The sequence below is a fragment of the Roseibium sp. genome (assembly GCF_051016195.1).
Taxonomy (GTDB): Bacteria; Pseudomonadota; Alphaproteobacteria; order Rhizobiales; family Stappiaceae; genus Roseibium.
Window position 1 is genome coordinate 4,703,103 of the sequence record NZ_CP134616.1, and the last position, 26,280, is coordinate 4,729,382.

The following is a 26,280-nucleotide window of genomic DNA, read 5'->3' on the forward strand; positions in this document are numbered from 1 at the left end:
GGCTTTCGCTGTAACACACTGTTTTTCATTATAATTCTTACTGTTTAAAGCAACTGGCATCCAGATTGCTAAGTTCAGCTCGTGCAGCGCGCCTAGGGATCCGGTCGACCACGACGCAGGACCAAGAGGCGCAAGCCGGACGCAAAAGGCCGATAGCCAGCATTGTCCGGTGACACGGCGGGACAAAAACCCGGGAGACTACTGCACGAGGTTTCGCGCGCGCGAACCTGCTCCCGGCCGTGCGCAAGAAACTCATGATCAAAGCCCGACCGGTTCCTTCCAGCGGGCTTAAGACAGGAGACGCGCACGAATGTTGAAATCCATAGCCAAAGCTTCCCTTCTTGCAGCTGCGTTGATAATGCCGCTGTCCGTTGCCTCGGTTCAGGCCGAGGAAAAGAAAGACTTCAAGGTCTGCTGGTCGATCTATGTCGGCTGGATGCCCTGGGGCTACCTGCAAGACAGCGGGATCATGAAAAAGTGGGCCGACAAATACGAGATCGACGTGGAGATCGTGCAGATCAACGACTATGTCGAGTCCATCAACCAGTACACAGCCGGTGAATATGACGGTTGCTCCATGACCAACATGGATGCGCTCTCGATTCCGGCCGGCGGCGGCGTCGACACGACAGCCCTGATTGTCGGTGACTATTCCAACGGCAATGACGGCATCATCCTGAAAGACAAGTCGGACCTTGCCGATATCAAGGGACAAACCGTCAATCTCGTTGAGCTTTCGGTTTCACACTACCTGCTCGCCCGCGCACTCGATACCGTGGGGCTGTCGGAGAGAGACCTGACGGTCGTTAACACGTCCGACGCCGACATGATTGCTGCCTATGCAACAGCGGACGTGACGTCGGTCGTGACCTGGAACCCGCTGCTTTCGGAAATCGAGGCACAGCCGAACGCGACCAAAGTGTTCGACAGTGCTGGTATTCCCGGCGAGATCATCGATGTCATGATGGTCAACACCGAGACGCTCGCCGACAATCCGGCATTCGGGAAGGCTCTCGTCGGTGCATGGTATGAGCTGATGTCGATCATGTCCTCGGACAGTGACGAAGGCATCGCCGCCCGCACGGCCATGGCCGAAGCCTCCGGAACCGATCTCGCCGGATATGATGCACAGCTGGCAACAACCAAGATGTTCTATACGCCGGCCGAAGCCGCTGAATTCACCAAGGCAGCGGAACTGCCGGCCACGATGAAATTCGTTGCGGAGTTTCTCTACGACAAGGGCATCCTCGGTGAAGGCGCGCCGAGCCCCGAATTTGTTGGTGTGGCGTTCGCGGACGGCTCGATCTACGGCGATACGAACAATGTCAAACTGCGGTTCGATCCGAGTTTCATGCAAATGGCAGCAGACGGAGCGCTCTGAGCGTTCGGAACAGACACCGTGACCCGGCCGTTTTCCGGCCGGGTCGCTTGAACGCTCGCCGTTAGGATCCTTCATGCGCATCATCAACCGGAAACCGTCCCGGGTGACCGCCCTTGCCCTCGGCATTGTGCCGTTTGTTGCAACGATCGTCACTTACGCGATCGCAAGCCACTACCGGCGGCTTGAAAACCCGGCCGACAAACTGCTTCCCTCGATCGAACGCATGGGAGAGGCTTTCTGGCGCATGGCAGCGGTTCCCGACCGGCGATCCGGGGATCTCCTCTTGTGGGTCGACACATTCGACAGTCTCTGGCGCCTTGGAACGGGGATGGCCGTTTCGACCATGCTGGCCCTGTGTCTCGGGATCGCCATCGGTTTCATTCCGCATGTGAGAAGCGCGCTCGCGCCCTATCTGGCCACTTTCTCCCTGATCCCGCCGATCACGATCCTGCCGATCCTGTTCATCACGTTCGGCCTCGGTGAGGTTGCCAAGATCGCCCTGATCGTCATCGGAACAGCGCCGGTAATGATCCGGTCGACGGCGCAGGCTGTTCTCGACATCCCTCGGGAGATGATCATCAAGGCCGAGACGCTCGGCGCGTCGGTCTGGCAGATGATCACGCGGCTGGTTCTGCCGCAGGTGCTTCCCAAGCTGATCACGGCGCTCAGGCTCGGCCTTGTGCCTGCGTGGATTTTCCTGATCTCGGCAGAAGCCATCGCATCGACAACCGGTCTCGGATACAGGATCTTCCTCGTTCGGCGTTATCTGGCGATGGACGTGATCCTCCCTTACGTGGTGTGGATTACTCTCCTGGCCTTTCTTCTCGACAGATTGCTGCTTCTGATCTCGAGACGCGCCTTTCGCTGGCACCATCTGGGGAGCGACGCACTATGACGCCCACCTCCCCTTGCAAGCTCTCCGTCAAGGGCGTTTCCAAGTATTACGATGGGACACCTGTTCTTGAGCGTGTTGATCTGGATATCGAGGCGGGAGCCTTCTGCACGATCGTCGGCGCGTCCGGCTGCGGCAAATCCACCTTCCTGCGCATGCTGCTGTCCCAGGAGCACCCGACCCGCGGTTCGATCCAGCTGGATGGAAACGATCTGCCGGAGGAACCGACACCCGACCGCGGCATCGTTTTCCAGAAATACTCCGTCTTTACGCACCTGACCGTCGCGGAAAACCTGATCCTTGCGCAGGAATTCGAGGCATCGCGTTTTGCCGGCAAGCTTTTCGGTTCCCGCAAACAGACGGCACTGTCCGACATAGACGATCTGCTTGACCGCATCGGTCTCACAGCAGCTGCCGACCGTTATCCGGCACAGCTTTCCGGCGGCATGCAACAGCGTCTTGCCATCGCGCAGGCCCTGATCAAGAAGCCGAGCATTCTGTTGCTTGACGAACCCTTCGGGGCGCTCGATCCGGGCATTCGGGTCGACATGCACGAACTCCTTCTCAATCTCTGGAAAGAACTCGGCATGACCATCTTCATGGTCACCCATGACATTCACGAGGCCTTCAAGCTGGGCACGCGGCTGCTTGTCTTTGACAAGGTGCGGCATGATCCGCAGGCACCCGACGCATTCGGGGCCACGATCACCTACGACCTGCCGCTCGAGGCACCAGAAATCTCCGACAAAGCGGTTCGTCCGGACGATATCGCCGAAACGATCGGTGCGGGTGCCCAACGCGGTCCAGTCCAAATTTCACAATCCAACCCATCATGAGGAACGTCCATGACTATTCTTGATCCTTCCGGTCCGACGACACGGCACAAGGCTGCCGGGACCGCCACGCGGCGGCCGACGGAACGGCATCACCATCCTGATTTCGACAAGCTTCAGTTGCGCGGGTGGAAGTCCGCCGAAAAGGAAGGAACTCTGCCGACTGCCGCCTGGGAAAAAGAAAAGGCCTGGGCACTGCGCATGGGCCTTACCGGTTCCGAAAGCCTGACCGACAAATCGATCCCGACCTTTGCACGCGGAGAGCTGCCGCACTATGCCGGCATCAACACATTCCTCAAGGCGCCCTATATCGAAGACGTGACCCAGGTTGGCGCTTATGACGCCGCTATCATCGGCATCCCGTTCGACGGCGGCACGACTTATCGTCCCGGAACGCGCTTTGGACCGCAGGGCGTGCGCAAGATCTCTGCTCTCTACACGCCGTTCAACTACGAAATGGGTGTCGATCTGCGTGAACAGATGACCCTGTGCGATGTGGGTGACATCTTCACGATCCCGGCAAACATCGAAAAGACCTTCGACCAGATCACGCGCGCGGTGTCTCATGTCGCCTCGTCCGGCGCCCTGCCGATCATGATCGGCGGTGACCACTCGATCGGGTTTCCCTGTGTTCGCGGTATCGCAGAATGCACGTCGAAACGGATCGGCATCGTTCACTTCGACCGTCACATCGACATTCAGGAGAAAGACCTCGACGAGCGCATGCACACCACACCCTGGTTCCACGCAACGGATCTGGTCAATGTGCCGGCGGTCAACCTGGTTCAGATCGGCATCGGCGGCTGGCAGGTTCCCCGCGAAGGCGTCGAGATCGCGCGCGAGCGCAATACCAACATCTTCACGATACGTGATGTCGAGGAACTCGGATTGGCCGAGACAGCCGCGCGTGCGCTTGAACTTGCGTGGCAGGATGCGGATGCCGTCTATATCTCCTTCGATATCGACAGCGTCGATTGCGGCTTCGTCCCGGGAACCGGCTGGCCGGAACCGGGCGGCTTCCTGCCGAGAGAAGCGCTCGAACTGGTCTCGCTCGTCGCCAAGGAGGGCATCTGCGGGCTTGAGGTGGTCGAGGTTTCGCCCCCCTACGATTGCTCCGATATCACGGCACTGCTGGCAACGCGGGTGATCGTCGATGTGCTCGGTACGCTGGTTTCCCACGGCAAGATGGGCTCGCACAAGTCGATCATCGACAAGCCGGTCTCGATCCCGGCTGGTCCGGAAGTGGAGTGAACCGATGCAGCATGACCATCACCATTCCCACAGTCATGATCACCATAGCCACGATCACGATCATCATCACCACCATGGTCACAATCACGCGGGCGCAGACCATCTTCATTCCCACGTGCACGGTGCGTCCGATGCCGAAAGAGCTGATGAACTGCAGGCCCTTGCCACAAGCTTCATCGATGGCTTTCGTTCCGCGGAAGACAAGACGAGTTACCTGAGGCTGGCAGGCGTTCCCTTTCATCGGGCCGGTAAGGACGGCCTCGTTCAGCATCTGGTGGATGCCAGGATTGTTTCGAACTGGCAGATCGGCACGGCCTCTCCTGCCTTTGCCTCGCGCGAACTCGCCTACATGCCCTTTCCGGGCTCGATGGTATCGGAGCGCGAAACCATGACGTTCACCTATGTCTCGCTGACGGAGCGTCTCGACATGGATCTCATCGACATTCTCACGAACAGACTGAAAACAGGAGACATTGCAGAATGAAACAGCTGATCACCACAGCGGCTCTGACCGCTCTTGCATCCCCTGCCCTTGCCCATCCGGGCGACCACCACGAGGTTTCGGGCTGGTTTGAGTTCGTTCAACACCTTCTGGGTTCGCCGTTTCACCTGGCGCTGGTTGCCGGAGCGATCGTGCTCGGTTTCGGTATCTTCAAGGTGCATTCGTCCAAACGCCGGGCCGACAAACGCTGACGATGTGCAATTCCGGGTGGAAAACTTTCCTCCACCCGGAATTGCGTTGCCGCTTCTGAAAAAGCCGATAGACAAGTGTGCACTTGTCATGCTCATTCCTTGGTTCATCCGTCCGAAGCGTGATTTGGGGCCGGGAAAGACATGGTCTTGATGCAGGTCATTCGAAATGGTTTGTCGGCAACCGCGCTTGTTGTTGCCGTGAGCTGTTTCGGGGCTGCCCTGACGCCGTCCCTGATGCCGAGAGATCCCCTGATCCAGGCAGCGCTCGCAGCCGTTGCGGCAAGTTTCGGCTACGAAACTGCCATGCTCGTCAGGGCTCTTTGGCGTTACATGGAAATCCCGGATATCAGGGGCCGCTTTCTATGGGTCTGGTGGGCGACCGCGCTATTGATGAGCACCGGAATTCTCGTCTATTCGCTGTCGAAAGCCGCTTCCTGGCAAAATGCAACACGTTCGGCCGTTGATCTGCCGCCGCTCGACACCGCCGCCCCTTTCTTCATTTTTGCCGTTGGCGGCGTGATGTTTCTGGGCCTGTGGGCAGCTTTCAGACTTGCCGGTGTGCTCAGACGCTTCGTTGCCCGTCAGCTTGACCGTGTTGTGCCGAAAAGGGTTGGCGTGGTTCTTTCTGTGGGCCTCGTCGGTTGGTTCTTCTGGGCCCTGATCGACGGCGCGCTGGTGCGGTCCACACTTCGTGCGGCGGATGCGTCGTTCGAGGCAGCCGACGTGCTGATCGAACCGAACATCGCTCACCCACAGGATCCGTCGAAGACCGGGAGTGCTGCTTCCCTGGTAAAATGGGACGAGATGGGACGTTGGGGACGTCATTTCGTTGCATCCGCTCCGACGATTGATGAAATTTCGGAATTTCAATCAGGTTCAGTGATGGAGCCTGTCAGGGTCTATGTTGGCCGCCGCTCGGCCGATACGGCGGAAGCGCGTGCTGACCTGGCGCTTGAAGAGCTGGTCCGGACCGGCGGTTTCGAACGGTCGGTTCTTGTCGTAATGGTTCCCGTCGGTACCGGCTGGATGGATCCGGGCGCCCACGACACCCTTGAGTTCATGCTCGCAGGCGATGTCGCGACCGTCTCGGTGCAGTACTCCTATCTGACCAGCATGCTGGCCCTGCTCGCGCATCCGGATTACGGCGTTGCACAGTCCCAGGCGCTGTTCGAGAAGGTTTACGATTACTGGACCGAGCTGCCCAAGGACACGAGGCCGAAATTTTATGTTCACGGTCTCAGCCAGGGGGCGTTCAATTCCCAGGCGACACTGCCGTTGTTCGACATGCTCGGAGATCCGATCCAGGGGGCCATGTGGGCCGGGTCACCGTTCTTCTCCAGGTACTGGACCGAAGTGCGCGACCAGCGGAACGAGGGCAGTCCGGCTTGGCGGCCGACATTCGGAAACGGTTCGCTTGTGCGGGTGATGGACCAATATGGCGGGCTCGACGGCGACTACAGATCCTGGGGTCCGATCAGAGCCGTCTTTCTCAACTATGGCAGCGACCCGATCGTCAATTTCACATTCGACAGTGCGGTGCGGCCACCAGCCTGGCTCAATGAGCCGCGCGCCCCGGACGTTTCCGAAAGGCTGTCATGGTTTCCGGTGGTGACGATGCTGCAACTGGCGCTCGATTCCATGTTCGCGCTCGATGTACCGAGGTTCGGCCACTACTATGTGGCGCCCGACTATATCGACGCATGGGCTGCAGTTGTCGAGCCCGAAGGGTGGTCAACCGAACGCGCGGATGAGTTGAAGGACATCTTCTCCCGGCGCGGACCCGCCTTTTGATCACCAGGGCAAGGCTAGGCCTTTTCCAAGAGTGCTCCAAGTTCCCGTTTGAAGACGTCCTTGGCGGGCTCCGCCGCTTCGAGGATGTCTTCGATCTTGAAGAAATCCATCGTCTTGAACTTTCCGATGGGCGGCTCGATCAGGAGATCGGGGCGCGAGCACGCGAGCTTGGCCGCAACGAGGGAATGCAGCGTGATGGAAAACGATCCGATCCAGGTGTCCAGACCGCTCGGAAGCCCGCTTTTGTGAGAATAATCGCTGCCCGTGACATCAACGCCGACGGTCAGAAGGTTTTGATCCTGAAACACGTCGAAGGGCGTTGGATTGACGAAGCCGCCGTCAATCAGAACGCGGCCCTTGAGTTCGACCGGGGTCAGTAGCATCGGCAAGGCGGAAGAAGCCGCGATCGCCGGCAGCAACTGACCATCTTCCAGAACGACCTGGGACTGCGTGTAGAAATCCGTCGCGATGATCTTCAGCGGGATGTCGAGTTCATAGAACGTCTCGGCCATGGTGCTGGCAAAGACCGTCTCGAACAGGATGATCGGATCGATGATTGCAGGCCGTACCACGTTGAAAAGCGACGACCAGGTGCGCCCGTCTTTCAAGAAGAGTTTTTGAAAGAGCTGGCTTTTTTTCGTGAAAAGCTCGACTGCAAACTCCCTGATTTCAACGCCGGACATGCCGCCAGCATAAAGTCCGCCCAGGATCGAGCCCATAGAGGTTCCGGCCATTTCCGCCGGTTTGACACCGAGCTCATCCATACCTTCGAGGATCGGGATATGCGCGAATGCCTTTGCGGCACCGCCGCCGAGAGCGAGCGCGAACCTGTCAGCCGGTCTGCCTTCGGTGTCTGGGGTGGAGCTGTCCGTCGTGGCCTGGGCTGTTGTCATGGTCTGAAGGGTTGTTCCTCCGGCGGCGATCGCGCCGAGCATGAGTTCGCGTCTCTTTATCATCGCCTGTCCTTCGCCTGGCAAGGGCCACTGGGCAAGTGCTTTCTGCACGCGCTGGAGCAGCCGAATTGCAACTCAGTCTCAAAAGGTAGCGACCGGACACCTGGAACACCAGACGATATCGCTGTAACGGACCTTGCAACACGACCGGACTTTGCAACAATGCCATCGTGGACCAGACTTCCGGCCTGCGATCCCTATCTGAACCCGAAAAAAACAGGACAGTGCCTTGAAAGTAGAAGCCGTTGAAACGCTGCGTCTCGAAGAGCACCCCAACCTGTTATGGGTACAGCTTCGCACGTCGGACGGATTGACCGGACTTGGTGAAACCTATTTCGGTGCCGGCCCGAGCGAAGCGGATATTCATGACCGGATCGCGCCTATACTGCTTGGGCAGGATGCGCGTCAGGTCGAACGTCTGAACATGCAGATGCAACCCTATGTCGGGTTCACTGGAACCGGTGCCGAGATCCGGGCGGTCGCCGCGGTTGACGTTGCGCTCTGGGATCTGGCTGCGAAATCGGCGAACAAGCCGCTCGTCGACCTCCTCGGCGGACGCACACGCGACAAGATCGCGGTCTACAATACCTGCGCCGGTCCGGCCTATGTCTCGAAGACAGCTGCCGTCAGGCCGGACAATTTCGGAACGGACGAAGGTTCCGGATCCGGCGTGCTTTATGACGATCTGAACGGCTTCCTGAACCATCCCGAAGACGTTGCTGCATCGCTCATGGAGATGGGAATCTTTTCCATGAAAATCTGGCCGTTTGATCTGGCCGAAGGCGCGGCGGACGGCATCGATATCTCGCTAACGGATCTCAAGAAAGGGCTGGAGCCGTTTGAACGCATCCGCAAGGCGCACGGCGACAGGATGCGGCTCAAGGCGGAGTTGCATGGTCTCTGGAGCCTGAACGCGGCCAGGAAAATCGTGCGCGGCCTCGAACCGCTTGACATCGACTGGATCGAGGATCCGGTCTGGATGGACCGGACGGATGACATCCGGAAGCTGACGGAAAGCGCGCGCGTGCCTTTTGCCGGCGGGGAAACGCTCGCGAGCCTCGGCCAGTTCAAGGCGCTGATCGAGGACGGTGACATCGCAACTCCGATTGTGGATGTCACCTGGGCCGGCGGCGTCACAATTGCCCGGAAGGTTGCCGCTCTTGCCGAGGCGAGCGCACGTCCGGTCGCGTTTCATGACTGCTCCGGGCCGGTCACACTCGCGGTCTCGACGCATCTGGCGCTTGGTCTCAGGAATGTCAGGGAACAGGAAATCGCCCGGGGCTTCTATTTCAACTGGTATCGGGACCTGGTTGATGATTTACCGCAAATTGAAAACGGCATGATCTCGGTTTCCGAGAAACCGGGGCTCGGACTTGAGCTGCAGCCCGGTCTCTTCACGCGCGAAGACGCGATTCACCGGGTATCCAGATTGGATTGAGTGAAACGGAAACGGGCCGGATCATGAGATCCGGCCCGCTTTAGAACAGCTTACTCAGGAAGCTTGTCGTCGATGCCCTGGATGTACCAGTTCATGCCGAGTATGGCGCCGTCGTCCAGCCGTACGCCGTCTTCGGCCGCAACCGACCCGTCCTGCTTGGTAATCGGCCCGGTAAACGGCTCCCAGCCATCCTTGATCTTGGCTTCCGTTGCCTGTGCCATTTCAACGACATCCGCCGGAAGGTTGGTGTAGGGTGCCATCACGACGTGGCCTTCAGCCAGCCCTTCCCAGGAGCTGTGAGTGTGCCAGTTGCCATCGAGAACTTCTTGTACGCGCTCGACATAATACGGTGCCCAGTCGTCGATGATGGCCGTGTACTGCGCATCCTTGGCGAAGTTGATCATGTCGGATGCCTGACCGAAGCCGTGAACGCCGCGCTCCTGTGCGACCTGAAGCGGTGCGGTGGAGTCGGTGTGCTGCGTGATGATGTCCGCACCCTGGTCGATCAGGGCCTTCGCCGCGTCCGCTTCCTTGCCCGGGTCGAACCAGGTGTTGACCCAGACCACCTTTACCTTGAAGTCCGGGTTGACGGACTGAGCTCCGAGCAGGAAGGCGTTGATGCCGGCGACCACTTCCGGGATCGGGAAGGATGCGATGTAACCTGCGGTTCCTGTTTTGGACTGTTTGGCGGCAATCTGGCCGATGATGTAGCGGCCCTGGTGGAACTTGGAGTTATAGGTGGCGACGTTGTCAGCCGTCTTGTAGCCGGTGGCATGCTCGAATTTCACGTCCGGAAACTTCTTCGCAACCTTGATTGTGGGGTTCATGTAGCCAAACGAAGTGGTGAAGATGATGTTGCAGCCTTCACGCGCGAAACGCTCGATCGCTCGCTCCGCATCCGGTCCTTCCGCTACGCTCTCAAGGTGAGCGGTTTCGACTTTGTCACCGAATTTTTCTTCCACGGCAAGACGGCCCTGGTCATGCTGGTAGGTCCAGCCGAAGTCACCGACCGGGCCGACATAGACGAAGCAGGCCTTCACATCTGCTGCATTGGCGGCGGTTCCAAGTGCAGCAAGGGCAAACGCTGCGACCGTGGTCTTCAAAAGAGATTTCATACGAGTAGTCCCCTCTTGTTTGATCTCTTGTCTTTGCGATCTCCTGTTGGGCCCAGGCCGTGATCGCGTTCAGGCCAGGACCGTTGCTTTGTCCGGCCGGTTTAGCGGTCCGGTACGAACGGTTTCCCCAGACATGCCGGAGTGTTCACCAAAGTCAATCTGCGATTTGCCGATATCAGAACGAGAACCAGGATGGTTGCAAGATACGGCAGGCTCGAAAGGAGCTGCGACGGAATGTCGAACTCAAGCGCCTGTGCATGGAGGTTCAAGACGCTGACTGCACCGAAAAGATAGGCCCCGATAACGACACGCAGCGGGAGCCAGGACGCAAAGACGACCAGTGCCAGAGCAATCCAGCCGCGCCCTGCGGTCATGTTTTCCACCCATTGGGGCGTATAGGCCAACGACAGATACGCCCCGCCGAGCCCGGCGCAGGCCCCCCCGAACAAGATGGCTGCGAAGCGGACTTTTACGACCGAGTAGCCAAGCGCATGCGCCGAGCCGTGATTGTCCCCTACAGCCCTCAGGACGAGCCCGACCCTCGTGCGGAACAGGCCGTAGGCGACAACGGCAACGAGTACGAAACTCACGTAGACAAGTGCGTCCTGCTGGAAGAATACCGGTCCGAAAAACGGTATTTCGGAGAGAACGGGAATATAAAGCTGGGGCAGATCGAGGCCCGGCACGCCGATGAAAGCTTCGCCGATCATTCCGGACAGGCCGATGCCCAGGATCGTCAGTGCCAGGCCGGTGGCAACCTGGTTTGCCACCAAAAACAGTACGAGGAAAGCGAACAGAGCAGACATGGCCATGCCGGCGGCAATGGCGGCAATCACGCCAAGGGAACCTGATCCAGTCTGGTTGGCAACGGCAAACCCGATCACCGCACCCATGATCATCATGCCCTCAACGCCGAGATTGAGCACCCCGGAGCGTTCAACGACGAGTTCGCCTACGGCAGCGATCAGAAGCGGGGTTGCAGCCGTGATGACCGTCAGCAGTACAGCTTCAAACATGGGACGCCTCCCCTGATGCCGAACGCCTGGTGACCATGCGTATCCGGTAAAGGATCAGCGTGTCGCAGGCGAGAACGAAAAACAGCAACAAGCCTTGGATCACGCTCGCGATTTCATTGGAAACACCCATCGCGGACTGAACCCCTTCTCCGCCGATATAGGACAGCGCAAGCACGAAACCGGCAACGATGATGCCGATCGGATTGAGCCGCCCGAGAAAGGCGACAATGATTGCGGTGAAGCCGTATCCGGGCGAAATCGACGGCAACAGCTGGTTCAGCGCCCCGGAGACTTCCATGGTTCCTGCTAGTCCGGCCAAAGCTCCGGCGAGGGCGAAGGAAAACAAGGTCAAACCCTTGGCGGAGAAACCCGCGAAGCTCCCCGCGCGCGGACTTTCCCCCATGACCCTGATTTCGAAACCCTTCAGCGTTTTGGCAAGCACCACCGCAAGAATGATCGCGACGACGATCGTGATTGGAGCGGCCAGGCTCATCGTGCCGCCGAACACCTGTGGCAATGTCGCTGCGTCCGAGAAAATACGGGATTCCGGGAAATTGTACCCGCCTGGATCGCGCCATGGACCACGAACAAGGTAGTCCAGCAGCAGTCCGGCGACATAGACGAGCATCAGACTGGTCAGGATTTCATTTGTGTTGAACCGGGTTTTCAGCAGTCCTGGTATGAGCGCCCAGAGCGCTCCGCCAATTGCGCCGAAGAGCAGCATGAGCGGTAGAGTGGCGGCATTCTCGAAAGACGGAAAAAGCACCGGCAGCACGGAGCCGAACAAGGCGCCGACCACAAACTGGCCTTCTGCGCCGATGTTCCAGTTGTTCGACAAGTAGCAGACAGCGAGGCCGCACCCGATCAGGATCAGTGGTGTCGCCTTGTCGATGGTCGCTTCGAAGGACCATTGCTGTGTCAACGGTTCAATGAAGAATTTATAAAGTCCAACCAGAGGATTATGGCCCGTTATTGAGAAAATGATTGCGGCTGTGAGGGCTGTCAGAGAGACCGCGATCAACGGAGACAACAGGGCCATCGCCTGGCTGTGTTCTTTTCGTTTGACAAGCTCGAGACGCATCAGGCCACCTCTCCTTGCGTTTCGGCGCCGCCTGCCATCAGCAGACCGACACGTTCGCGCGTCATCTGTGTGGCCGGTTCTGCGGCGGACAGGAAGCCACGCGAGATAACGGCGATCCGGTCGGCGATTTCGAAGATTTCATCGAGGTCCTGACTGATCACGAGAACAGCGGATCCCGATCTTGCCAGGTCGATCAGGGCCTGGCGTATCAGCGCGGCCGCGCCGGCGTCGACGCCCCATGTCGGCTGGTTGACGACAAGCACGCCGGGTTCCCGGTCCAGTTCCCTGCCGACAACGAATTTCTGCAGGTTGCCACCTGACAGGGATCTCGCCTCGGGGTCGTCATGCGACATGCGCACATCAAAGGTTTTCTTGATCCGCTGCTCCAGATTGCTTGCCTCGGCATTGGAGACGAACCCGCCGCCCACGAGCTTGTCACCGGTACTGTGGCGGGTCAGGACAATGTTCTGCGAGAGTTTCATGCCCGGCACAGCACCATGTCCGAGCCGCTCTTCGGGCACGAAAGCCGCGTTCTGCTTCCTTCGCCAGGTGATGCTTTTGTTGCCGCAAGGCGTGCCGTCTATCTGCACCATATTCGCCGAAACGCGCATTTCGCCGGAAATGGCATCGAAGAGTTCTCCCTGCCCATTGCCGGCGACACCGGCGATCGCGACCACTTCACCGGCTTTCAAGTCCAGGGAAACTCCGTTGAGCGCGGTGGCGAAGGGTGTTGCAGCCGGCGCATTCAGTTGCTGAAGCGTCAAGCGGGTCTGCCCGACCTGTGCCTCCCCGTCTCCGGAACTGACGGAAGCGACGTCGGCCCCAACCATCATGCTCGCAAGAGACGCTGCCGTTTCCCTGGTCGGGTCGCATTCGCGTACGACCTTGCCATGCCGCAGGATCGTGGCGTGATGGCAGATCCGTTTCACTTCTTCCAGCCGGTGGCTGATATAGAGTACGGCGCAGTCTTCCTTTGCAAGGCGCTGCAGCGTGACAAAGAGCTGATCCGCTTCCTGGGGTGTCAGGACCGAGGTCGGCTCATCCATGATGATGAGTTGCGGCTCCTGCAGCAGGCATCGGACGATTTCGATGCGTTGGCGAATGCCGACCGGGAGATCGGCGACGATGTCCCCCGGGTTCAATGGCAGGCCGTAGTCTCTTGAAACGGTCTCAATCCGCTTTGCAAGGTTCTGCATGTTTCCCGGATTGGGGAGTGCAAGCGCGATGTTTTCTACCACCGTCAGGGCCTCGAACAGCGAGAAATGCTGGAAAACCATGCCGATGCCGAGCTCTCTGGCCGCTGCAGGATTGTTGATCGAGACCGGTTTTCCGTTCCAGGAAATATCGCCTGCATCAGGGTCGAGTGACCCGTAGAACATTTTGACCAGCGTGGACTTGCCAGCACCGTTTTCGCCCAGGAGAGCGTGGATTTCGCCCTTGTTGAGAACGAGATCCACACGGTCATTGGCAAGGATGTCGCCGAACCGCTTGGTCAGTCCTCTGGCGTCCAGAAGTGTTTCCCTGCCGGATCGGTCTGTCGGTGACGCGCCGCCTTCATTCGCACTGTCTGTTTCTGCCACGTCTTCCCCCACCTGAATGCCGCCTTATTGACCAAGTGTCATGTCTTGAGCAAGGCTTGGCCCGATCGTTTCGTGTTTTTGTTCCGCCTCGGCCCGCTCCAGAAGCTCCACCGCAATCCCGGCAGCGATTGCGGCGGGGTGTTTTGATTTTATTGTCGCTTTGCCGACCGGGCAGATCATTTTCGGGATCAGAAGATCGTGCAATCCCCGGTTTTTCAATCGCTTCACAAACCTGGCCCGTTTTGTTTTGGAACCGATCACACCACAGTAATCGAACCTTTGCAGGAGCAAGGCCCGTGCCATGATTTCCTCGTCAAGTGCATGGGAATGGGTCATTGCAATCACAAATGCGCCGGACGGCATTTCACCGAGCACAGAGACAGGATTGTCGAGCGCAACTTTGGTCACATTGGCAGGCACCGCTCCGGGAAACTGATCGGGACGGCTGTCAATCCACGTGACGGAAAACGGAAGCGGAGCAAGCGCAAGGACCAGCGCCTTGCCCACATGTCCGGCACCAAAAAGCACAAGCGGTGTTCTGGTTTCGCCGAAGCGCTCAATAACCCTGTCGGCGTTCTTGCCCGAAGCTTCGAGCAACCGGAATGGATGATCGACCGGTTGCGCCAGAAGGTGGCGTGATCCGATCCGACCGTTTTTGACCTCAGCGAAGGTGGCAAAGGCCTCGCCGTCCTTCTCATGCCGTGCAAGCAAGCGGGCTGTTTCGACATTTTTGGCCGTCAGCACCTCGATAGCCAGCTTTGCACGGCCACCGCAGCATTGTCCGAGATCCGGACCCAGGGCGACGCTCTGCATGTCCAGGAGAGCATCGTTTTCACCGGCAAGGCGGGCGGCCTTGCGGATGATCTCAAGTTCGAGCGTTCCGCCTCCGATTGTTCCGAAAAAGGAACAGTCCGGGCGAACCACCATGCGTGCGCCTTCCTCGCGCGGTGCGGAACCTTCCACCTGCACGACTGTCACGAGGGCGCAGGACCCACATGTTTCGAGGCTGTCGGCAATGTGCGTCCAGACCTTCATGCACCCGCCTTTCTGCGGCGCATGTCCTGCACGGCACGCATGATGGCCTCGGGCGTTGCCGGCGCATCGAGGTTCGGCACCTCGAAAGGCGCGAGGCTCGCGATCGCATCGTTGATTGCGCAGAAAACCGAATTGGCAAGCATCACGGGCGGTTCACCGACCGCCTTGGAGCGATAGACCGTGTCCTGAGGGTTGCCGCTGCTGTCATAAAGCTGAACGTCGAAGTGTTCCGGTATGTCCGATGCCGTCGGAATCTTGTAGGTTGACGGTGCGTGGGTTCTGAGCCGTCCCTCTTCATCCCACACGAGTTCTTCCGTCGTCAGCCACCCCATCCCCTGGACGAAACCGCCCTCGATCTGCCCGAGGTCGATGGCCGGGTTCAGCGATTGGCCGACATCGTGGAGAATGTCGACGCGATCCACGATCATCTCGCCGGTCATCGTGTCGATGGTTACTTCCGAGCAGGCGCCACCGAAGGCGAAATAGTAAAACGGCCTGCCGGACACCGTTTCCCGATCCCAGGTAATGCCGGGGGTGGCGTAGAAGCCGGCATGGGACATCTGGATCCGGCCGGCATGCGCCTGTTTTGCAACCTCGGCAAGCGTGTAGCCCCTGTCGCCGACAAGCACCCTGTTTTCACCGAAGAAAATCACATCGGGTCCGCACTGGTGCATTTCACACAGGAACGAAATCAACCGCGACTTGATCTCCTGTGCGGCGATCCTTGCCGCCATCGCGTTCAGGTCCGTGCCGGAAGACGCGGCTGTCGGCCCGGTGTTCGGAACCTTGGACGTGTTGGTCGCCGTGATCACCACCTTGTCCATCGTCACGCCGAACTCCTCGGCGACGACCTGGGCGACCTTCTGATAGAGGCCCTGCCCCATTTCGGTGCCGCCGTGGTTCAGGTGGATGGATCCGTCCGTGTAGAGATGGACGAGTGCGCCGGCCTGGTTGAGGTGCTTGAGCGTGAAGGAAATGCCGAACTTGACTGGTGTCAGGGCGAGCCCTTTTTTCAACACCGCGTTGTTCTCGTTGAACGCGGTGATTTCTTCCCGCCTGATCCAGTATTCGCTGCGTGCCTCCAGTGTCGAGATGAGATCGTGCATCACCTCAAATTCTTCAACCGGCATTCCGTAGGGCGTGATATTGCGCTCGCCGTCGTAGAAATTCAGCTTGCGGACTGTCAGAGGATCCTTGCCGAGACTGATCGCGATCGCGTCGATCAGTCTTTCGGCGGCGAGCATGCCCTGCGGGCCGCCAAATCCCCGGAATGCCGTGTTGGAACACGTATCCGTTCTGAGCCTGCGTGAGCGGATCGACGCATCGGGATAAAAGTAGCTGGAATCGGCGTGGAACATCGTGCGGTCGTTCACGCCGAGGGACAGGTCGGCGGAGTATCCGCAGCGTGCCAGAAACTCCAGGTCAACAGCGCGGATCTGCCCTGCACCGTCGTGACCGACTTTCCAGTTGACCTTGAAGTCGTGACGCTTGCCGGTCATGATCATGTCGTCGTCACGGTCAAGGCGGACCTTGCAGGTTTTTCCGGTCTTGCGGGCAGCAAGAGCTGCCAGCGCCGCCCACTGGTTCGCCTGGGACTCCTTCCCTCCGAAACCACCGCCCATCCGGCGCACTTCAGCGGTGACAGTTGCGTCCGGCAGGCCCAGGACCTTTGCAATCGTGTGCTGGATCTCGGTCGGATGCTGGGTGGAAGACAGGACCAGCATGCCATTATCTTCCTGCGGGGTGGCCATTGCGACCTGCCCCTCCAGATAGAAATGCTCCTGGCCACCTATATTCATCGACCCGGAGAGGATGTTTTTCGACGCCTGCAGTCCGGTTTCAGGAGACCCCCTCCTGAACTGGTAGTCCGGCAGAACCGTGATATCCGCGGCAACAGCGTCGTCCGGCGTCAGGATCGGCGTGATCGGCGAAACGTCGATCTTTCCCTTGAGCGCGGCCTTGCGCGCGATATCCCGTGTTTCTGCAACGACGGCGAAGACCACCTGACCGAAAAAGAGGATTTCGTCCTCGGCAAGAACCGGGTCGTCGCCAAAGGCCGACGAGCAGTCATTGGTTCCCGGGATATCCTCATATGTGAGCACTGCGACGACCCCGGGTGTCGACCTGACGTCGGCAAGATCCATCGAGAGCAGTTTTCCCCTCACGGCGTGCCGGGCCCAGCCGGGCGCGACATGAAGCGTTCCCGTCGGCTCGATGGCATCGTCGATATAGATCGCCGTTCCCGAAACGTGTTTTTCCGCGCTGTCATGGGGCAACGCCTTGCGGACATTCTTGAAGGCAGTTGGTTCCTGGCTACGGTCAGGCTGCGCGGTCATTGTCAGCCCCCCGCCGCGACGAAATACGTATGTCTCCGGGTGCCGTTCCGCTTATCTCCATCAAGGCCTTCGCCAGAAGCGCCCGCGCCGTTTCCATGCGGTAGCTTGCGCTCGCCCGCATGTCGGTCAAAGGATCAAAATCTGACAGAAGCGCTTTCATCGCGTCCCCCCAGGTCGAGGGATCGTCGAGTTCCGCACCAGACAGTGCTTTTTCGGCGTTTGACGCGCGCATCGGTGTTCCTGCCATGCCGCCATAGGCGATCCTGGAAGCAACGATGAGGCCCTCTTCGACCGTGAAACGGAATGCTCCCATGACGGAGGAAATATCCTGGTCGAACCGCTTGGAAATCTTGTAGCAGCGGAACGCCTGATTGGCGGACAGCCGGGGCACGAAGAGACCCGTGACGAACTCGCCGGGGTTTCGATCCTGCCTTCCGTACTGGAGGAAAAAGTCTTCCAGCGCTATCGCTCTCGATCCGTCGACCGATTGCAGTTCGAGCGTGCTGCCAAGGGCGATCAGGGCCGGTGGTGTGTCGCCGATCGGAGAACCGTTTGCAATGTTCCCACCCACGGTGCCCGATGCCCGCACCTGTTTCGAGCCGATCCGTCTCCAAAGTTCCCCGAGGTCTTGGGAAATCCCCGTGACGGCACGTTCCGTCGCCGTATAGGTTGCCGTTGCCCCGATCAGGACGCCCGACGGGCTGTCTTCAACGCGGTCGAGGCCTTCAATCCGGCCAAGCCAGATCATTTTCGGAAGTTCGCGCAAGTGCTTGGTGATCCAAAGACCGACATCCGTGCCGCCGGCAATCAGCGTTGCATCGGGATGCTGGCTGTACAATGCGGCGAGACCGTCGAGTGTGGCGGGTGCGGAGAAGAACCCATCGCCGTCTTCCATGAAGATGTCCCGGCTGTCGGCGAGATACTGAAGCTGTTCTCTCGTTTCATTGGCGCGCCAGGTGAAGGCATCGTCCGTTGCTTCGAAGCACGTCTCCAGGGCTGCGTCGACAATCGGGCGATACCCGGTGCAGCGGCAAAGATTGCCAGCCAGCCAGTCCGTCACCGTCTTTCGGGTCCTGGAGACCTCATCCGCGTGATAAAGCGTAAACAGCGACATGATGAAGCCGGGTGTGCAGAAGCCGCATTGAGACCCGTGCAGATCCACCATGGCCTGCTGAACGGGATGCAAGCGTTCGTCCTGTGCAAGGTCCTCCACCGTCACCAGTTCCGCTCCGTCGACCATGCCGAGAAGCAGAATGCAACTGTTCACAGGCTGATAGACAAGCCTGCCTTTCACAAGGCGTCCCAGCGCTACCGTGCAGGCTCCACAATCGCCCTCGCCGCAGCCTTCTTTGGTTCCGGTTTGCCCCTGGCGAAGCCGGAGGTAATCCAGAAGAGTTTCCGTCGGGCCAACATTGGCGAGTTCAACGATTTCGCCGCTCCTGAGGAAGCGGATGGTATCGCGCATCTGTCAGCTCCCCCTGTAGGTCGAATAGCCAAAGGGCGAGAGCAATAGCGGAACGTGATAGTGGCCATCTATCTCAGCGATGCCGAAGCGAATGGGAATGATATCGAGAAAAAGCGGATCCGGCAGGTCCTGCCCGGTGGATCTCAGATAGTCGCCCGCATGGAATGTGAGCTCATATGTCCCCGTCTTCAACGCGTCGCCGTCGAGGATCGGGCCGTCGACACGTCCGTCCGCGTTCGTTACGTGAGACGATATGAAAACCGGGGTTTCCCCGTGTTGCCACAGATCGATCTTGAGCCCGTTTGCAGGCTTTCCCAGTGCCGTGTCGAGTACATGCGTCGTCAAACGACCCATCAACATTCTCCCTCGCGTGACAAAACGTCACAAAACCTTGGCAAAAAATGTGCCTTAAAAAAGCGTGGAACCAAAGCGCTCATTTGAGACCTTCATGATGCCGTTTTGGCATCAATAGAAGGAAGATTGTCCTTCATGGTCAACACTGCATGATCAAAAAACATTCCCGGCGCAAGGGCCAGTGCGCGTAAGGACGAGGTTATCACACATAACCTGTCTGCCTGCAGCGGTGCATCGTTTAGAGGTCTGAAGACCAGCGATCCCGAAGCCAGATCGTCCTCGCATCCGATCATCGTCTGAAATCCGATAACGTCCTCCTCGCGTTCAAGAGCGCGCATCAGCCGGAGAGAATTTGCCTCGACATAGGTACGGGATGCTCCGGGTATCCGGCTGCGGACAAGATCCAGCCGGGTACGCAGGGACAATCCTTCTGCCGGCAAGGCAACGGGGAACTTTAGGCAGTCGTGGAGACCCAGCACTTGTTGGTCTGCAAGCGGGTGCCTGGGGGACATCAGGGCGCCGATCACCAGTTCATGTTCGAAGGCCACCGTAAGTGCGGAGTTTTCGGGCGGGTCGAAGGTAAAGCCGACATCCGCTTCGGCAGCTTCCACCTTGGCAGCAGCGTCCTGCGACGATGAGATCGAAACGCTGACATGGATGCCCGGGTACCGTTTTCTGAAACTGCTGATCAGTGCAGGCAACAGTTTTTCGGACACGCTCTCAACGCTGGCGATCGATACGGACCCGCGTCTCAATCCCTTCAGGGCATCCAGCTCCGCCACCGTGCCTCCGAAATCGGAATAGGTGCGGCGAATGTGCGCAAGAAGAAGCTCCCCTGCCTGGGACAGTCTTATGCGCCGCCCGACCCGATCAAACAGCTGCATTCCCAAAGCATCTTCCAGCCAAAGGATCTGCCGATTGACAGCAGAGGACGCCACATTCAGCTCTCTGGAAGCCGCGCGGATCGATCCGGCCTCCGCAGCCGCCATGAAGTATCTCATGGCGGGGCTGTAGAGATTGCGGGAGAGTTCCTGGGCCCGGCCGCTAAGCATCGCGCCTGTCACCTCCTAGGGAATGAGAACGGTGGTACCTGTTGTCTTCCTGCCTTCAAGGTCCTTGTGTGCCTGCACCGCGTCCGCCAAGCGGTATTCCTGGTTCACGCCGATTTTCACGATTCCCTTCTGCACCACGTCAAAGAGTTCAGCCGCTGTTTTCTCAAGTGCCGCGCGGGTCGCAATGTAGGTAAACAAGGTTGGCCGGGTCGCGAAAAGGGAGCCCTTTTGCGCAAGAAGCGCCAAATTGAAATCGGTGATCGGTCCGGAGGACTGTCCGAAACTTGCCCACAGCCCAAGTGGCTTGAGGCAATCAAGAGAGCCCGGATAAGTGTCCTTGCCCACCGAGTCATAGACAACGTCGCAGCCTTTGCCGTTGGTTATCTCTTTCACCCGCTCCACAAAATCTTCGGTGCGGTAGTTGATCATGTGCTCGTAGCCGTGAGCTTTCGCAAGCTCGATCTTTTCCGGCGAACCGGCGGTTCCGATAACCGTTGCCCCGAGATGAGCGGCCCATTGTCCCGCGATCAGTCCGACGCCGCCTGCGGCAGCGTGAAACAGGAGCGTCGTGCCGGGCCCGACCTGGAATGTCTGCCGCAGCAGGTATTGTGCGGTCATTCCCTTGAGCATCATTCCGGCGGCGGTTTTGTCGTCGATTCCTTCCGGTACCGCGACAAGACTGTCTGCGGAGATGATGCGTTCCTGGGCATAGGAGCCGATGGGGCCCGCATAGGCAACACGGTCGCCAGGACTCAGATGGGTTACACCCTCCCCGACCGACTGAACAATGCCTGCCCCTTCGTTTCCGGGAGAGAACGGGGTTCCGGACGGGGCCGGATAAAGCCCGGATCTGAAGTATGTGTCGATGAAATTCAGGCCGATCGCCGTGTGTCTGATCCGCGCCTCGCCGGGACCGGGTTCTCCGACATCGATGTGTTCCCAACGCATGACATCGGGACCACCGGTTTCGTGGACACGGATAGCCTGAACCATTTCTACCTCCGGGGGCTGAAAGCCTTGTAAATTGCGTTCGTCAAGCGGCAGGCGATGCCGATGGGGAACGGACCCGGGCACACTAACGGCATCGGTACGCGCGGAAAAGGAGAATCTGTTGGTTAATCAACACGATCCAGCAGTTGCTGAACCGCCGAGACCGAAAACAGATAGAGGCTCGAAACCGTGAAGACCACGGCGAGGCTTCCACCCAGCGACATGTCGTTGATGATCGCGTAAGCGGCCAGTCCCATCCAGCCGAGCGTCACCGGAAGCGTGACGATCCGCCAGCGGCGGACACGCACGGGATGCACAAACCGGATCGGTGCGAAGGTGAGCGCGCAGCACAGGATCACAATGGCTATGGTGAAGGCCTGCGACGGCGAAAGCACCATCAGGCCGAAAACGACCATGTTCCAGCCTGCCGGGAAGCCCTTGAAGGATCCATCAGGCGTTTTCATGCCATTGTCGGCGAAGTAGAGCGCGCCTGTGAAGACGACCAGACCGCCACAGATCCAGTTCCACGGCTGCGACAGCATGAGGCTCCAGGAAAGAGCGAAGGCCGGGAGAAAGACATAGGTTGCATAGTCGATAACGAAGTCGAGTGAGGCCCCCGACCACCGGGGAAGGCGTTCGGCAATGTTGTATTTGCGTGCGAGCGGCCCATCGATACCGTCGACAAAGAAGGCCAATCCGAGCCAGGCGAACATTTCGGCCCACTTGCCCTGAGCACCTGCCAGCAGCGCGACAAGGGCGATAGGTGCGCCGGACGCTGTCAGAACGTGAATCAGAAACAATGCGGGTTCGGGCGCCGCTTTGCCCGGGGTTACGTCCGTCACGGGATTTCCTCACACTAGATGCAGCACGATGCCGTTTGTTTTGAAAAGCTGATGTTGGGCACCGGTCACCATCCCCGATCTGCCTTTGCCTACCGCGCCCGGGGACTAATATTGCAATCGTATGACAGTGTGAACCGAAAAAACAGCCCTTGCCGCAAATCTCTCGGCCAGACCGGCGCGGTCACGCGTAGATGAGCCCGACAAGAAGTCCCGCCCAGCCAATCAGTCCGGCGCCGATCAGTTTTGGAACCACTTTGCTGGGGAAGGTCTTTTCGAGCGCCATGACGCCTCCCAAAAGTGCGATCCAGATGATGTTCATAAGACCAACCGCGAACATGACGGTCATGACCGCCCAGCAACATCCGAGGCAGATCAGCCCCTGGATCAGGCCCTCGCGATATCCCGACACGCGATTGCGTGTGGCCGGGCCGGCCGAAAAATTCCAGCGTGGATACCAGCAACGGTGCAGGCAGGCTGCCTTTGCAGGTGTAAACTGATAAAGACCTGCAAAGAAGAGAACGGATGTCGTCAGCGCGAGGCTGGCCGGTGCCATCATGTCGCTCAGGCCTCCGGCGACGGATAGACCCCACTGCGCAAGTGTCGCAACGGCTGCATATCCGAGCCAGATGGACAGATAACCCATGATCGCGGACACGGATGGAACAATCGTGCTTTCCGCTGGCGCGCGGTTGCTTTCGAGCCAGGTTTGATAGGCCCTGACCATCGGAATCACCGTCGGCAGCATCATGGCGATCGACATCATTGCCCACATCAGGAAAATCTTGAACAGATCGAGACCCGACATGACGGTTGAAGGCATACCGAATGTCGCGCCCTCAGGCAGGCAAATGACCGCCAGAGCCGCGCGCGCCTCCTCGGACAGTCCGCTGAATATGTTGAAGTGATTGAAAACACCCATACCGGGTCCGGCCCGGGTCATGTCCATCATCGGAACCATGTCGGCAACCATGACCAGCAGATAGGCCCAACCGGTCATGGTCAGCGCGACAATGACCAAAAGAACGAACGGCCACCCTCGCCCGCCGGAATTTTCTTCCGGTTGCCGATCCAGGTCATTCTTGTCAGTCGCTGCTGTGGTCATCGGGCCAGTCTGTTACACGGATCAGTAAGAATTGCACCAAGATAGCAAAGCTTTCGACACGGCCATTGATCTCGCGCATTTTGGGGGCGTTTTTTGGTTTAATTATCCTGCGTTCTCGAACCTGCGTGGTTTCGCCCCGTTGAATAAGGTGCGCAAAAGCGCATGTTGATATGTCAAAGAGCGAACTTCAGGCGAACATCATGTCAAAATCCGGTCATTCAAATGTTCAAGACGTCGTTGTCGTCGGTGGCGGTCCGTCCGGCAGAATCGCCGCGATCGGACTGGCGCGGCTCGGCCTGTCGGTCACGCTTGTCGCGCCCGTTTCCGATCCCCCGGACGGCCGCACCACCGCGCTCTGGCAGCAGTCGATTTCCTTCCTTGAGAAAATAGGCGTCTGGAGCGACCTCTCGCAGAGCACCGCGCCGCTTGCAAAGATGCGCATGGTTGACGCCACCGGTGGACTGATCAGGGCTCCGGAAGTCGTTTTCGACTCTTCCGATCTTGAGTTAAGTGAGTTCGGATTCAACATACTGAATGACAAACTTAACAAGACACTTGAGGAAAAATGCGGCTCCGAAAAGACGTTGACCACGATACCGGAACAGGCTGTCTCCATAGAAACATCGCCGGATCATATTCAAGTCAAAACCACATCTGGGGTGAGCATTCGTGCCAGGCTGGCCGTTGCAGCCGATGGCCGCAAGTCCATGGTTCGTGACGCGGCCGGGATCGACGTAAAGACCTGGACCTATCCTCAGGTGGCTGTTGTGCTCAATGTCGAACACAGGCTGCCACACAACAGTATCTCGACCGAGTTTCACACGAAGACCGGGCCGTTTACGCTTGTCCCCCTGCCGGGCAACATGTCGTCGATCGTCTGCGTTGAAACGTCGGAGGGCGCTGCAGGTCTGTGTGCGATGCAGCCGGAGGAACTGGAGCGCGAACTTGAGCGCCGCGCGCATTCCATCCTCGGGTCCTACAAACTGGCGTCGGAGGTCAAGAGTTTCCCACTGAGCGGAATGAATGCGAGCCGCCTCGTGGGAGAGAGAATTGCCCTGATCGGCGAGGCAGCCCACGTCTTCCCGCCCATCGGTGCGCAAGGTCTCAATCTGTCCTTGCGCGACATCATCGATCTGACCGCGGTTGTCGAGGGAGGCCGTCTCAGGAACACTGATCCAGGTGACCGGGCCATCCTCCAGTCCTACGAGAACAAGCGCACGCGTGATATCGCGACAAGGACCAACGTTGTCGACATATTGAACCGATCGCTTCTAACGCCGTTCCTGCCCGTGCAGGCCGCTCGTGGACTTGGGCTTTACGTTGTCGACAGGATTGCACCGCTCAAGAGGTTCCTGATGCGTGAAGGCATGGCTCCGGCTTCCGGCTTTCGGCGTCCTGGTTGACCCGCGTATCGGCTTTCGGCGCCCGCAGGCGACCTACCGGCGCGCTTTGTCGAGATGGTAGCGTAAAGCCATTGAGACCATCTGGCATATTTCGGCCTCGGGAAGCGGCTCACCCGTGGGGAAATGAACGCTCCTGTTTCCTCCGAAGGAAAGATGCGGATACAGCACGCGCCACTCGGAAACCAGGGATGTCTGGCAATGGACGAAGAGCGCCACATCCGCAGTTTCCGGCCCGACCTTATCGATGCGAATGGCCGTTCCCGTTTTGGGCCGTGCCGTCTGAAAGCTTGGTTGCCCCCACTTGAGCGTCTCCTCAACGTCTCCAACGGCGTCAATCTGCGCAGCCGTTTCCAGTATCAGCCTGCGCAGATGCAATAAACGTTGCCTCACAGGCTGGGCATACCCGCTGTAAACATCGTCGGTTCGAGGTTCGTCGTTCATTGGTCCGTGCATCACCTTGGGGCTGGAAACCGGTGCGTCGTGGCGAAAGCTTCTGATTTCACGGGCTGGCGGTCAACCGATCGGAAGAAATCCGGTCGTGAGCGCCCAGATGAATGCCGTCACCGTAATGATTGAGACGGCGGTGCCGACAAGGACGAAACTCGAGGCTCGCTGGACATAGGTGCCGTATTGCTGAGCGATCACGAATACGTTCGTCGCCGGCGGCAGGCAGGACATCAGCACCGCCGTTGCGATCCAGGTCGGATCGAACCCGCCGAGCCACGTCAGAAGCAGGAAGACGAGGACCGGATGCAGCAGCAGCTTGACCGCGAGAATGAGAGGGAGTTCCACCGGTACCCTGCCCATCGGTCTGAGCGCAATGCTGACACCCATCGCAAACAGGGCGCACGGGGCCGCCGCGTTGCTGAGGTAAAGCAGGAGCGTGTTGATCGCCTGCGGGGGACGAAGCTCGAGGGCTGCTGCCGCTACGCCGGCAATAGTCGCCAGAATGAATGGATGCGTGAAAATCTTGATGGCAATCTGCTTGAGAGTACTGGCGATCGATTCATTTTCCGTGCCCGCAAGCGCCATGAGCAAGGGGGCCAGAGTGAACATCAGGGCATTGTCGAAGGTCAGGATCAGGGCCGTGGGAACAGTGGCCTGCTCTCCCAGAACGGCCAGGGTCAGTCCGGGTCCCATGTAGCCGATATTGGAGTACGCCCCGGCGATCCCCAGGATTGTCGATTCCCCGATGCTCCCGCGCGTGACAGCCACGCCGATGCAAAATGACACGGCAAAGACGATATACGTCGTGAATGTCGTGGCCGCTATGTAGGAAACATTTGCCAACTGCTCGAATGGCGTCTCGGACAGCAGCCGGTAAAAAAGCGCCGGAAGCGCAAGGTAGATCACGAAGAAATTCATCCAGGCGAGGCCGGATTCGGGCAAACGCCTGATTTTCCCGGCGCCGAAACCCAGAATGATCAAGCCAAAAAAAGGCAGTGCCAGACTTATGACTTCCAGCATTCAGGTCCTGTATTCTGACTGGTCGATAGGCGCGGAGCGGGCATCGAAAGAAACTTGCATCTGTCATTGAGCTTGGATATGGACGCTTCACCTGCGGAGCGCGTCGTGCCCCGCATACCAAACAGGTCTGAACGGGAACCGCAAGGTCTCAATACCGCCAAAATGACCTGAAGAAAACCCATGTGCGGACTGGGCCAGAAAAACCGAAAG

At 58.8% G+C, this 26,280-nt stretch carries 24 protein-coding genes and 1 riboswitch; of the genes, 9 read left to right on the forward strand and 15 right to left on the reverse strand.

The window, feature by feature from the left end; genetic code table 11:
- Nucleotides 1-81: 81 nt before the first annotated feature.
- A riboswitch (guanidine-I (ykkC/yxkD leader) is annotated at nucleotides 82-199 on the forward strand.
- 111 nt (nucleotides 200-310) lie between these two features.
- From RDA78_RS21510 to RDA78_RS21540, 7 genes are all read left to right on the forward strand, one after another.
- Nucleotides 311-1,381, forward strand: coding sequence for a putative urea ABC transporter substrate-binding protein (locus RDA78_RS21510; RefSeq protein WP_434051822.1), 1,071 nt, complete (start codon nucleotides 311-313; stop codon nucleotides 1,379-1,381).
- A 73-nt stretch (nucleotides 1,382-1,454) separates the two neighbouring features.
- Nucleotides 1,455-2,276 (forward strand): ABC transporter permease, encoded by an 822-nt coding sequence (locus RDA78_RS21515; RefSeq protein WP_434051823.1) that lies wholly within the window; start codon nucleotides 1,455-1,457, stop codon nucleotides 2,274-2,276.
- Complete coding sequence (locus RDA78_RS21520) at nucleotides 2,273-3,109, forward strand: ABC transporter ATP-binding protein (protein WP_434051824.1); 837 nt, start codon at nucleotides 2,273-2,275, stop codon at nucleotides 3,107-3,109. Before RDA78_RS21515 ends, RDA78_RS21520 begins: the two co-directional genes overlap by 4 nt.
- 9 nt (nucleotides 3,110-3,118) lie before the next feature.
- Nucleotides 3,119-4,357 (forward strand): agmatinase family protein, encoded by a 1,239-nt coding sequence (locus tag RDA78_RS21525; RefSeq protein WP_434051825.1) that lies wholly within the window; start codon nucleotides 3,119-3,121, stop codon nucleotides 4,355-4,357.
- Between the two features lie 4 nt (nucleotides 4,358-4,361).
- Entirely contained in the window at nucleotides 4,362-4,841 is a 480-nt protein-coding gene (locus tag RDA78_RS21530; RefSeq protein ID WP_434051826.1) for a hypothetical protein, read from the forward strand.
- On the forward strand, nucleotides 4,838-5,050 hold the full coding sequence (locus RDA78_RS21535) for a hypothetical protein (protein ID WP_434051827.1): 213 nt from the start codon (nucleotides 4,838-4,840) through the stop codon (nucleotides 5,048-5,050). Before RDA78_RS21530 ends, RDA78_RS21535 begins: the two co-directional genes overlap by 4 nt.
- A gap of 141 nt (nucleotides 5,051-5,191) precedes the next feature.
- Nucleotides 5,192-6,841: an alpha/beta hydrolase gene (locus tag RDA78_RS21540; RefSeq protein ID WP_434051828.1), complete on the forward strand. Its 1,650-nt coding sequence runs from the start codon at nucleotides 5,192-5,194 to the stop codon at nucleotides 6,839-6,841.
- Nucleotides 6,842-6,855: 14 nt separating this feature from the next.
- Here RDA78_RS21540 and RDA78_RS21545 read toward each other — a convergent pair whose 3' ends face one another.
- Nucleotides 6,856-7,797: a patatin-like phospholipase family protein gene (locus RDA78_RS21545; RefSeq protein WP_434051829.1), complete on the reverse strand. Its 942-nt coding sequence runs from the start codon at nucleotides 7,795-7,797 to the stop codon at nucleotides 6,856-6,858.
- Nucleotides 7,798-8,023: 226 nt separating this feature from the next.
- On the opposite strand from RDA78_RS21545, the gene RDA78_RS21550 reads away from it, so the two are divergent.
- A complete protein-coding gene (locus RDA78_RS21550) occupies nucleotides 8,024-9,232 on the forward strand; it encodes a mandelate racemase/muconate lactonizing enzyme family protein (protein WP_434051830.1) in 1,209 nt (402 codons plus the stop codon).
- Nucleotides 9,233-9,282: 50 nt separating this feature from the next.
- Here RDA78_RS21550 and RDA78_RS21555 read toward each other — a convergent pair whose 3' ends face one another.
- From RDA78_RS21555 to RDA78_RS21610, 12 genes are all read right to left on the reverse strand, one after another.
- Nucleotides 9,283-10,347 (reverse strand): BMP family ABC transporter substrate-binding protein, encoded by a 1,065-nt coding sequence (locus tag RDA78_RS21555; RefSeq protein ID WP_434051831.1) that lies wholly within the window; start codon nucleotides 10,345-10,347, stop codon nucleotides 9,283-9,285.
- A 101-nt stretch (nucleotides 10,348-10,448) separates the two neighbouring features.
- On the reverse strand, nucleotides 10,449-11,363 hold the full coding sequence (locus tag RDA78_RS21560) for an ABC transporter permease (RefSeq protein WP_434051832.1): 915 nt from the start codon (nucleotides 11,361-11,363) through the stop codon (nucleotides 10,449-10,451).
- Complete coding sequence (locus tag RDA78_RS21565; protein ID WP_434051833.1) at nucleotides 11,356-12,444, reverse strand: ABC transporter permease; 1,089 nt, start codon at nucleotides 12,442-12,444, stop codon at nucleotides 11,356-11,358. The genes RDA78_RS21560 and RDA78_RS21565 overlap by 8 nt, the downstream gene beginning before the upstream one ends.
- Complete coding sequence (locus RDA78_RS21570) at nucleotides 12,444-14,024, reverse strand: ABC transporter ATP-binding protein (RefSeq protein WP_434051834.1); 1,581 nt, start codon at nucleotides 14,022-14,024, stop codon at nucleotides 12,444-12,446. The genes RDA78_RS21565 and RDA78_RS21570 overlap by 1 nt, the downstream gene beginning before the upstream one ends.
- A gap of 24 nt (nucleotides 14,025-14,048) precedes the next feature.
- Nucleotides 14,049-15,059, reverse strand: coding sequence for a xanthine dehydrogenase accessory protein XdhC (gene xdhC / locus RDA78_RS21575; protein WP_434051835.1), 1,011 nt, complete (start codon nucleotides 15,057-15,059; stop codon nucleotides 14,049-14,051).
- Nucleotides 15,056-17,395, reverse strand: coding sequence for a xanthine dehydrogenase molybdopterin binding subunit (gene xdhB, locus RDA78_RS21580; RefSeq protein WP_434051836.1), 2,340 nt, complete (start codon nucleotides 17,393-17,395; stop codon nucleotides 15,056-15,058). The genes xdhC and xdhB overlap by 4 nt, the downstream gene beginning before the upstream one ends.
- Nucleotides 17,379-18,860, reverse strand: coding sequence for a xanthine dehydrogenase small subunit (xdhA, locus tag RDA78_RS21585; RefSeq protein WP_434051837.1), 1,482 nt, complete (start codon nucleotides 18,858-18,860; stop codon nucleotides 17,379-17,381). The genes xdhB and xdhA overlap by 17 nt, the downstream gene beginning before the upstream one ends.
- Nucleotides 18,861-18,863: 3 nt before the next feature.
- A complete protein-coding gene (gene uraH, locus RDA78_RS21590; RefSeq protein ID WP_434051838.1) occupies nucleotides 18,864-19,214 on the reverse strand; it encodes a hydroxyisourate hydrolase in 351 nt (116 codons plus the stop codon).
- A gap of 92 nt (nucleotides 19,215-19,306) precedes the next feature.
- Nucleotides 19,307-20,266, reverse strand: coding sequence for a LysR family transcriptional regulator (locus RDA78_RS21595; RefSeq protein ID WP_434051839.1), 960 nt, complete (start codon nucleotides 20,264-20,266; stop codon nucleotides 19,307-19,309).
- 15 nt (nucleotides 20,267-20,281) lie between these two features.
- Nucleotides 20,282-21,259, reverse strand: a complete 978-nt coding sequence (locus tag RDA78_RS21600) for a quinone oxidoreductase family protein (protein WP_434051840.1) — start codon at nucleotides 21,257-21,259, stop codon at nucleotides 20,282-20,284.
- Nucleotides 21,260-21,381: 122 nt separating this feature from the next.
- Nucleotides 21,382-22,098, reverse strand: coding sequence for a CDP-alcohol phosphatidyltransferase family protein (locus RDA78_RS21605; protein ID WP_434051841.1), 717 nt, complete (start codon nucleotides 22,096-22,098; stop codon nucleotides 21,382-21,384).
- A gap of 181 nt (nucleotides 22,099-22,279) precedes the next feature.
- Nucleotides 22,280-23,200, reverse strand: coding sequence for a DUF2182 domain-containing protein (locus RDA78_RS21610; RefSeq protein WP_434051842.1), 921 nt, complete (start codon nucleotides 23,198-23,200; stop codon nucleotides 22,280-22,282).
- A gap of 200 nt (nucleotides 23,201-23,400) precedes the next feature.
- Between RDA78_RS21610 and RDA78_RS21615 the strand changes: the two genes are divergently transcribed.
- Complete coding sequence (locus RDA78_RS21615) at nucleotides 23,401-24,603, forward strand: UbiH/UbiF family hydroxylase (RefSeq protein WP_434051843.1); 1,203 nt, start codon at nucleotides 23,401-23,403, stop codon at nucleotides 24,601-24,603.
- Nucleotides 24,604-24,636: 33 nt separating this feature from the next.
- Here RDA78_RS21615 and RDA78_RS21620 read toward each other — a convergent pair whose 3' ends face one another.
- Together RDA78_RS21620 and RDA78_RS21625 are read right to left on the reverse strand one after the other, a co-directional pair.
- Nucleotides 24,637-25,044 carry a DUF1801 domain-containing protein gene (locus tag RDA78_RS21620; protein ID WP_434051844.1) on the reverse strand — a complete coding sequence of 136 codons (408 nt, stop codon included), beginning with the start codon at nucleotides 25,042-25,044 and terminating at the stop codon, nucleotides 24,637-24,639.
- Nucleotides 25,045-25,116: 72 nt separating this feature from the next.
- On the reverse strand, nucleotides 25,117-26,070 hold the full coding sequence (locus RDA78_RS21625; RefSeq protein WP_434051845.1) for an AEC family transporter: 954 nt from the start codon (nucleotides 26,068-26,070) through the stop codon (nucleotides 25,117-25,119).
- Nucleotides 26,071-26,280 lie beyond the last annotated feature (210 nt).

Excerpts from the sequence above, each read along its gene's own strand:
- xdhB (WP_434051836.1), bottom strand. The coding sequence starts at position 17,395 with ATGACCGCGCAGCCTGACCGTAGCCAGGAACCAACTGCCTTCAAGAAT.
- RDA78_RS21535 (WP_434051827.1), top strand. The coding sequence starts at position 4,838 with ATGAAACAGCTGATCACCACAGCGGCTCTGACCGCTCTTGCATCCCCT.
- xdhC (WP_434051835.1), bottom strand. The coding sequence starts at position 15,059 with ATGAAGGTCTGGACGCACATTGCCGACAGCCTCGAAACATGTGGGTCC.
- RDA78_RS21620 (WP_434051844.1), bottom strand. The coding sequence starts at position 25,044 with ATGAACGACGAACCTCGAACCGACGATGTTTACAGCGGGTATGCCCAG.
- RDA78_RS21520 (WP_434051824.1), top strand. The coding sequence starts at position 2,273 with ATGACGCCCACCTCCCCTTGCAAGCTCTCCGTCAAGGGCGTTTCCAAG.
- RDA78_RS21595 (WP_434051839.1), bottom strand. The coding sequence starts at position 20,266 with ATGCTTAGCGGCCGGGCCCAGGAACTCTCCCGCAATCTCTACAGCCCC.
- RDA78_RS21515 (WP_434051823.1), top strand. The coding sequence starts at position 1,455 with ATGCGCATCATCAACCGGAAACCGTCCCGGGTGACCGCCCTTGCCCTC.
- uraH (WP_434051838.1), bottom strand. The coding sequence starts at position 19,214 with ATGGGTCGTTTGACGACGCATGTACTCGACACGGCACTGGGAAAGCCT.
- RDA78_RS21545 (WP_434051829.1), bottom strand. The coding sequence starts at position 7,797 with ATGATAAAGAGACGCGAACTCATGCTCGGCGCGATCGCCGCCGGAGGA.
- RDA78_RS21525 (WP_434051825.1), top strand. The coding sequence starts at position 3,119 with ATGACTATTCTTGATCCTTCCGGTCCGACGACACGGCACAAGGCTGCC.
- RDA78_RS21540 (WP_434051828.1), top strand. The coding sequence starts at position 5,192 with ATGGTCTTGATGCAGGTCATTCGAAATGGTTTGTCGGCAACCGCGCTT.
- RDA78_RS21560 (WP_434051832.1), bottom strand. The coding sequence starts at position 11,363 with ATGTTTGAAGCTGTACTGCTGACGGTCATCACGGCTGCAACCCCGCTT.
- RDA78_RS21510 (WP_434051822.1), top strand. The coding sequence starts at position 311 with ATGTTGAAATCCATAGCCAAAGCTTCCCTTCTTGCAGCTGCGTTGATA.
- RDA78_RS21530 (WP_434051826.1), top strand. The coding sequence starts at position 4,362 with ATGCAGCATGACCATCACCATTCCCACAGTCATGATCACCATAGCCAC.
- RDA78_RS21615 (WP_434051843.1), top strand. The coding sequence starts at position 23,401 with ATGTCAAAATCCGGTCATTCAAATGTTCAAGACGTCGTTGTCGTCGGT.
- RDA78_RS21610 (WP_434051842.1), bottom strand. The coding sequence starts at position 23,200 with ATGACCACAGCAGCGACTGACAAGAATGACCTGGATCGGCAACCGGAA.
- RDA78_RS21625 (WP_434051845.1), bottom strand. The coding sequence starts at position 26,070 with ATGCTGGAAGTCATAAGTCTGGCACTGCCTTTTTTTGGCTTGATCATT.
- xdhA (WP_434051837.1), bottom strand. The coding sequence starts at position 18,860 with ATGCGCGATACCATCCGCTTCCTCAGGAGCGGCGAAATCGTTGAACTC.
- RDA78_RS21600 (WP_434051840.1), bottom strand. The coding sequence starts at position 21,259 with ATGGTTCAGGCTATCCGTGTCCACGAAACCGGTGGTCCCGATGTCATG.
- RDA78_RS21565 (WP_434051833.1), bottom strand. The coding sequence starts at position 12,444 with ATGCGTCTCGAGCTTGTCAAACGAAAAGAACACAGCCAGGCGATGGCC.
- RDA78_RS21555 (WP_434051831.1), bottom strand. The coding sequence starts at position 10,347 with ATGAAATCTCTTTTGAAGACCACGGTCGCAGCGTTTGCCCTTGCTGCA.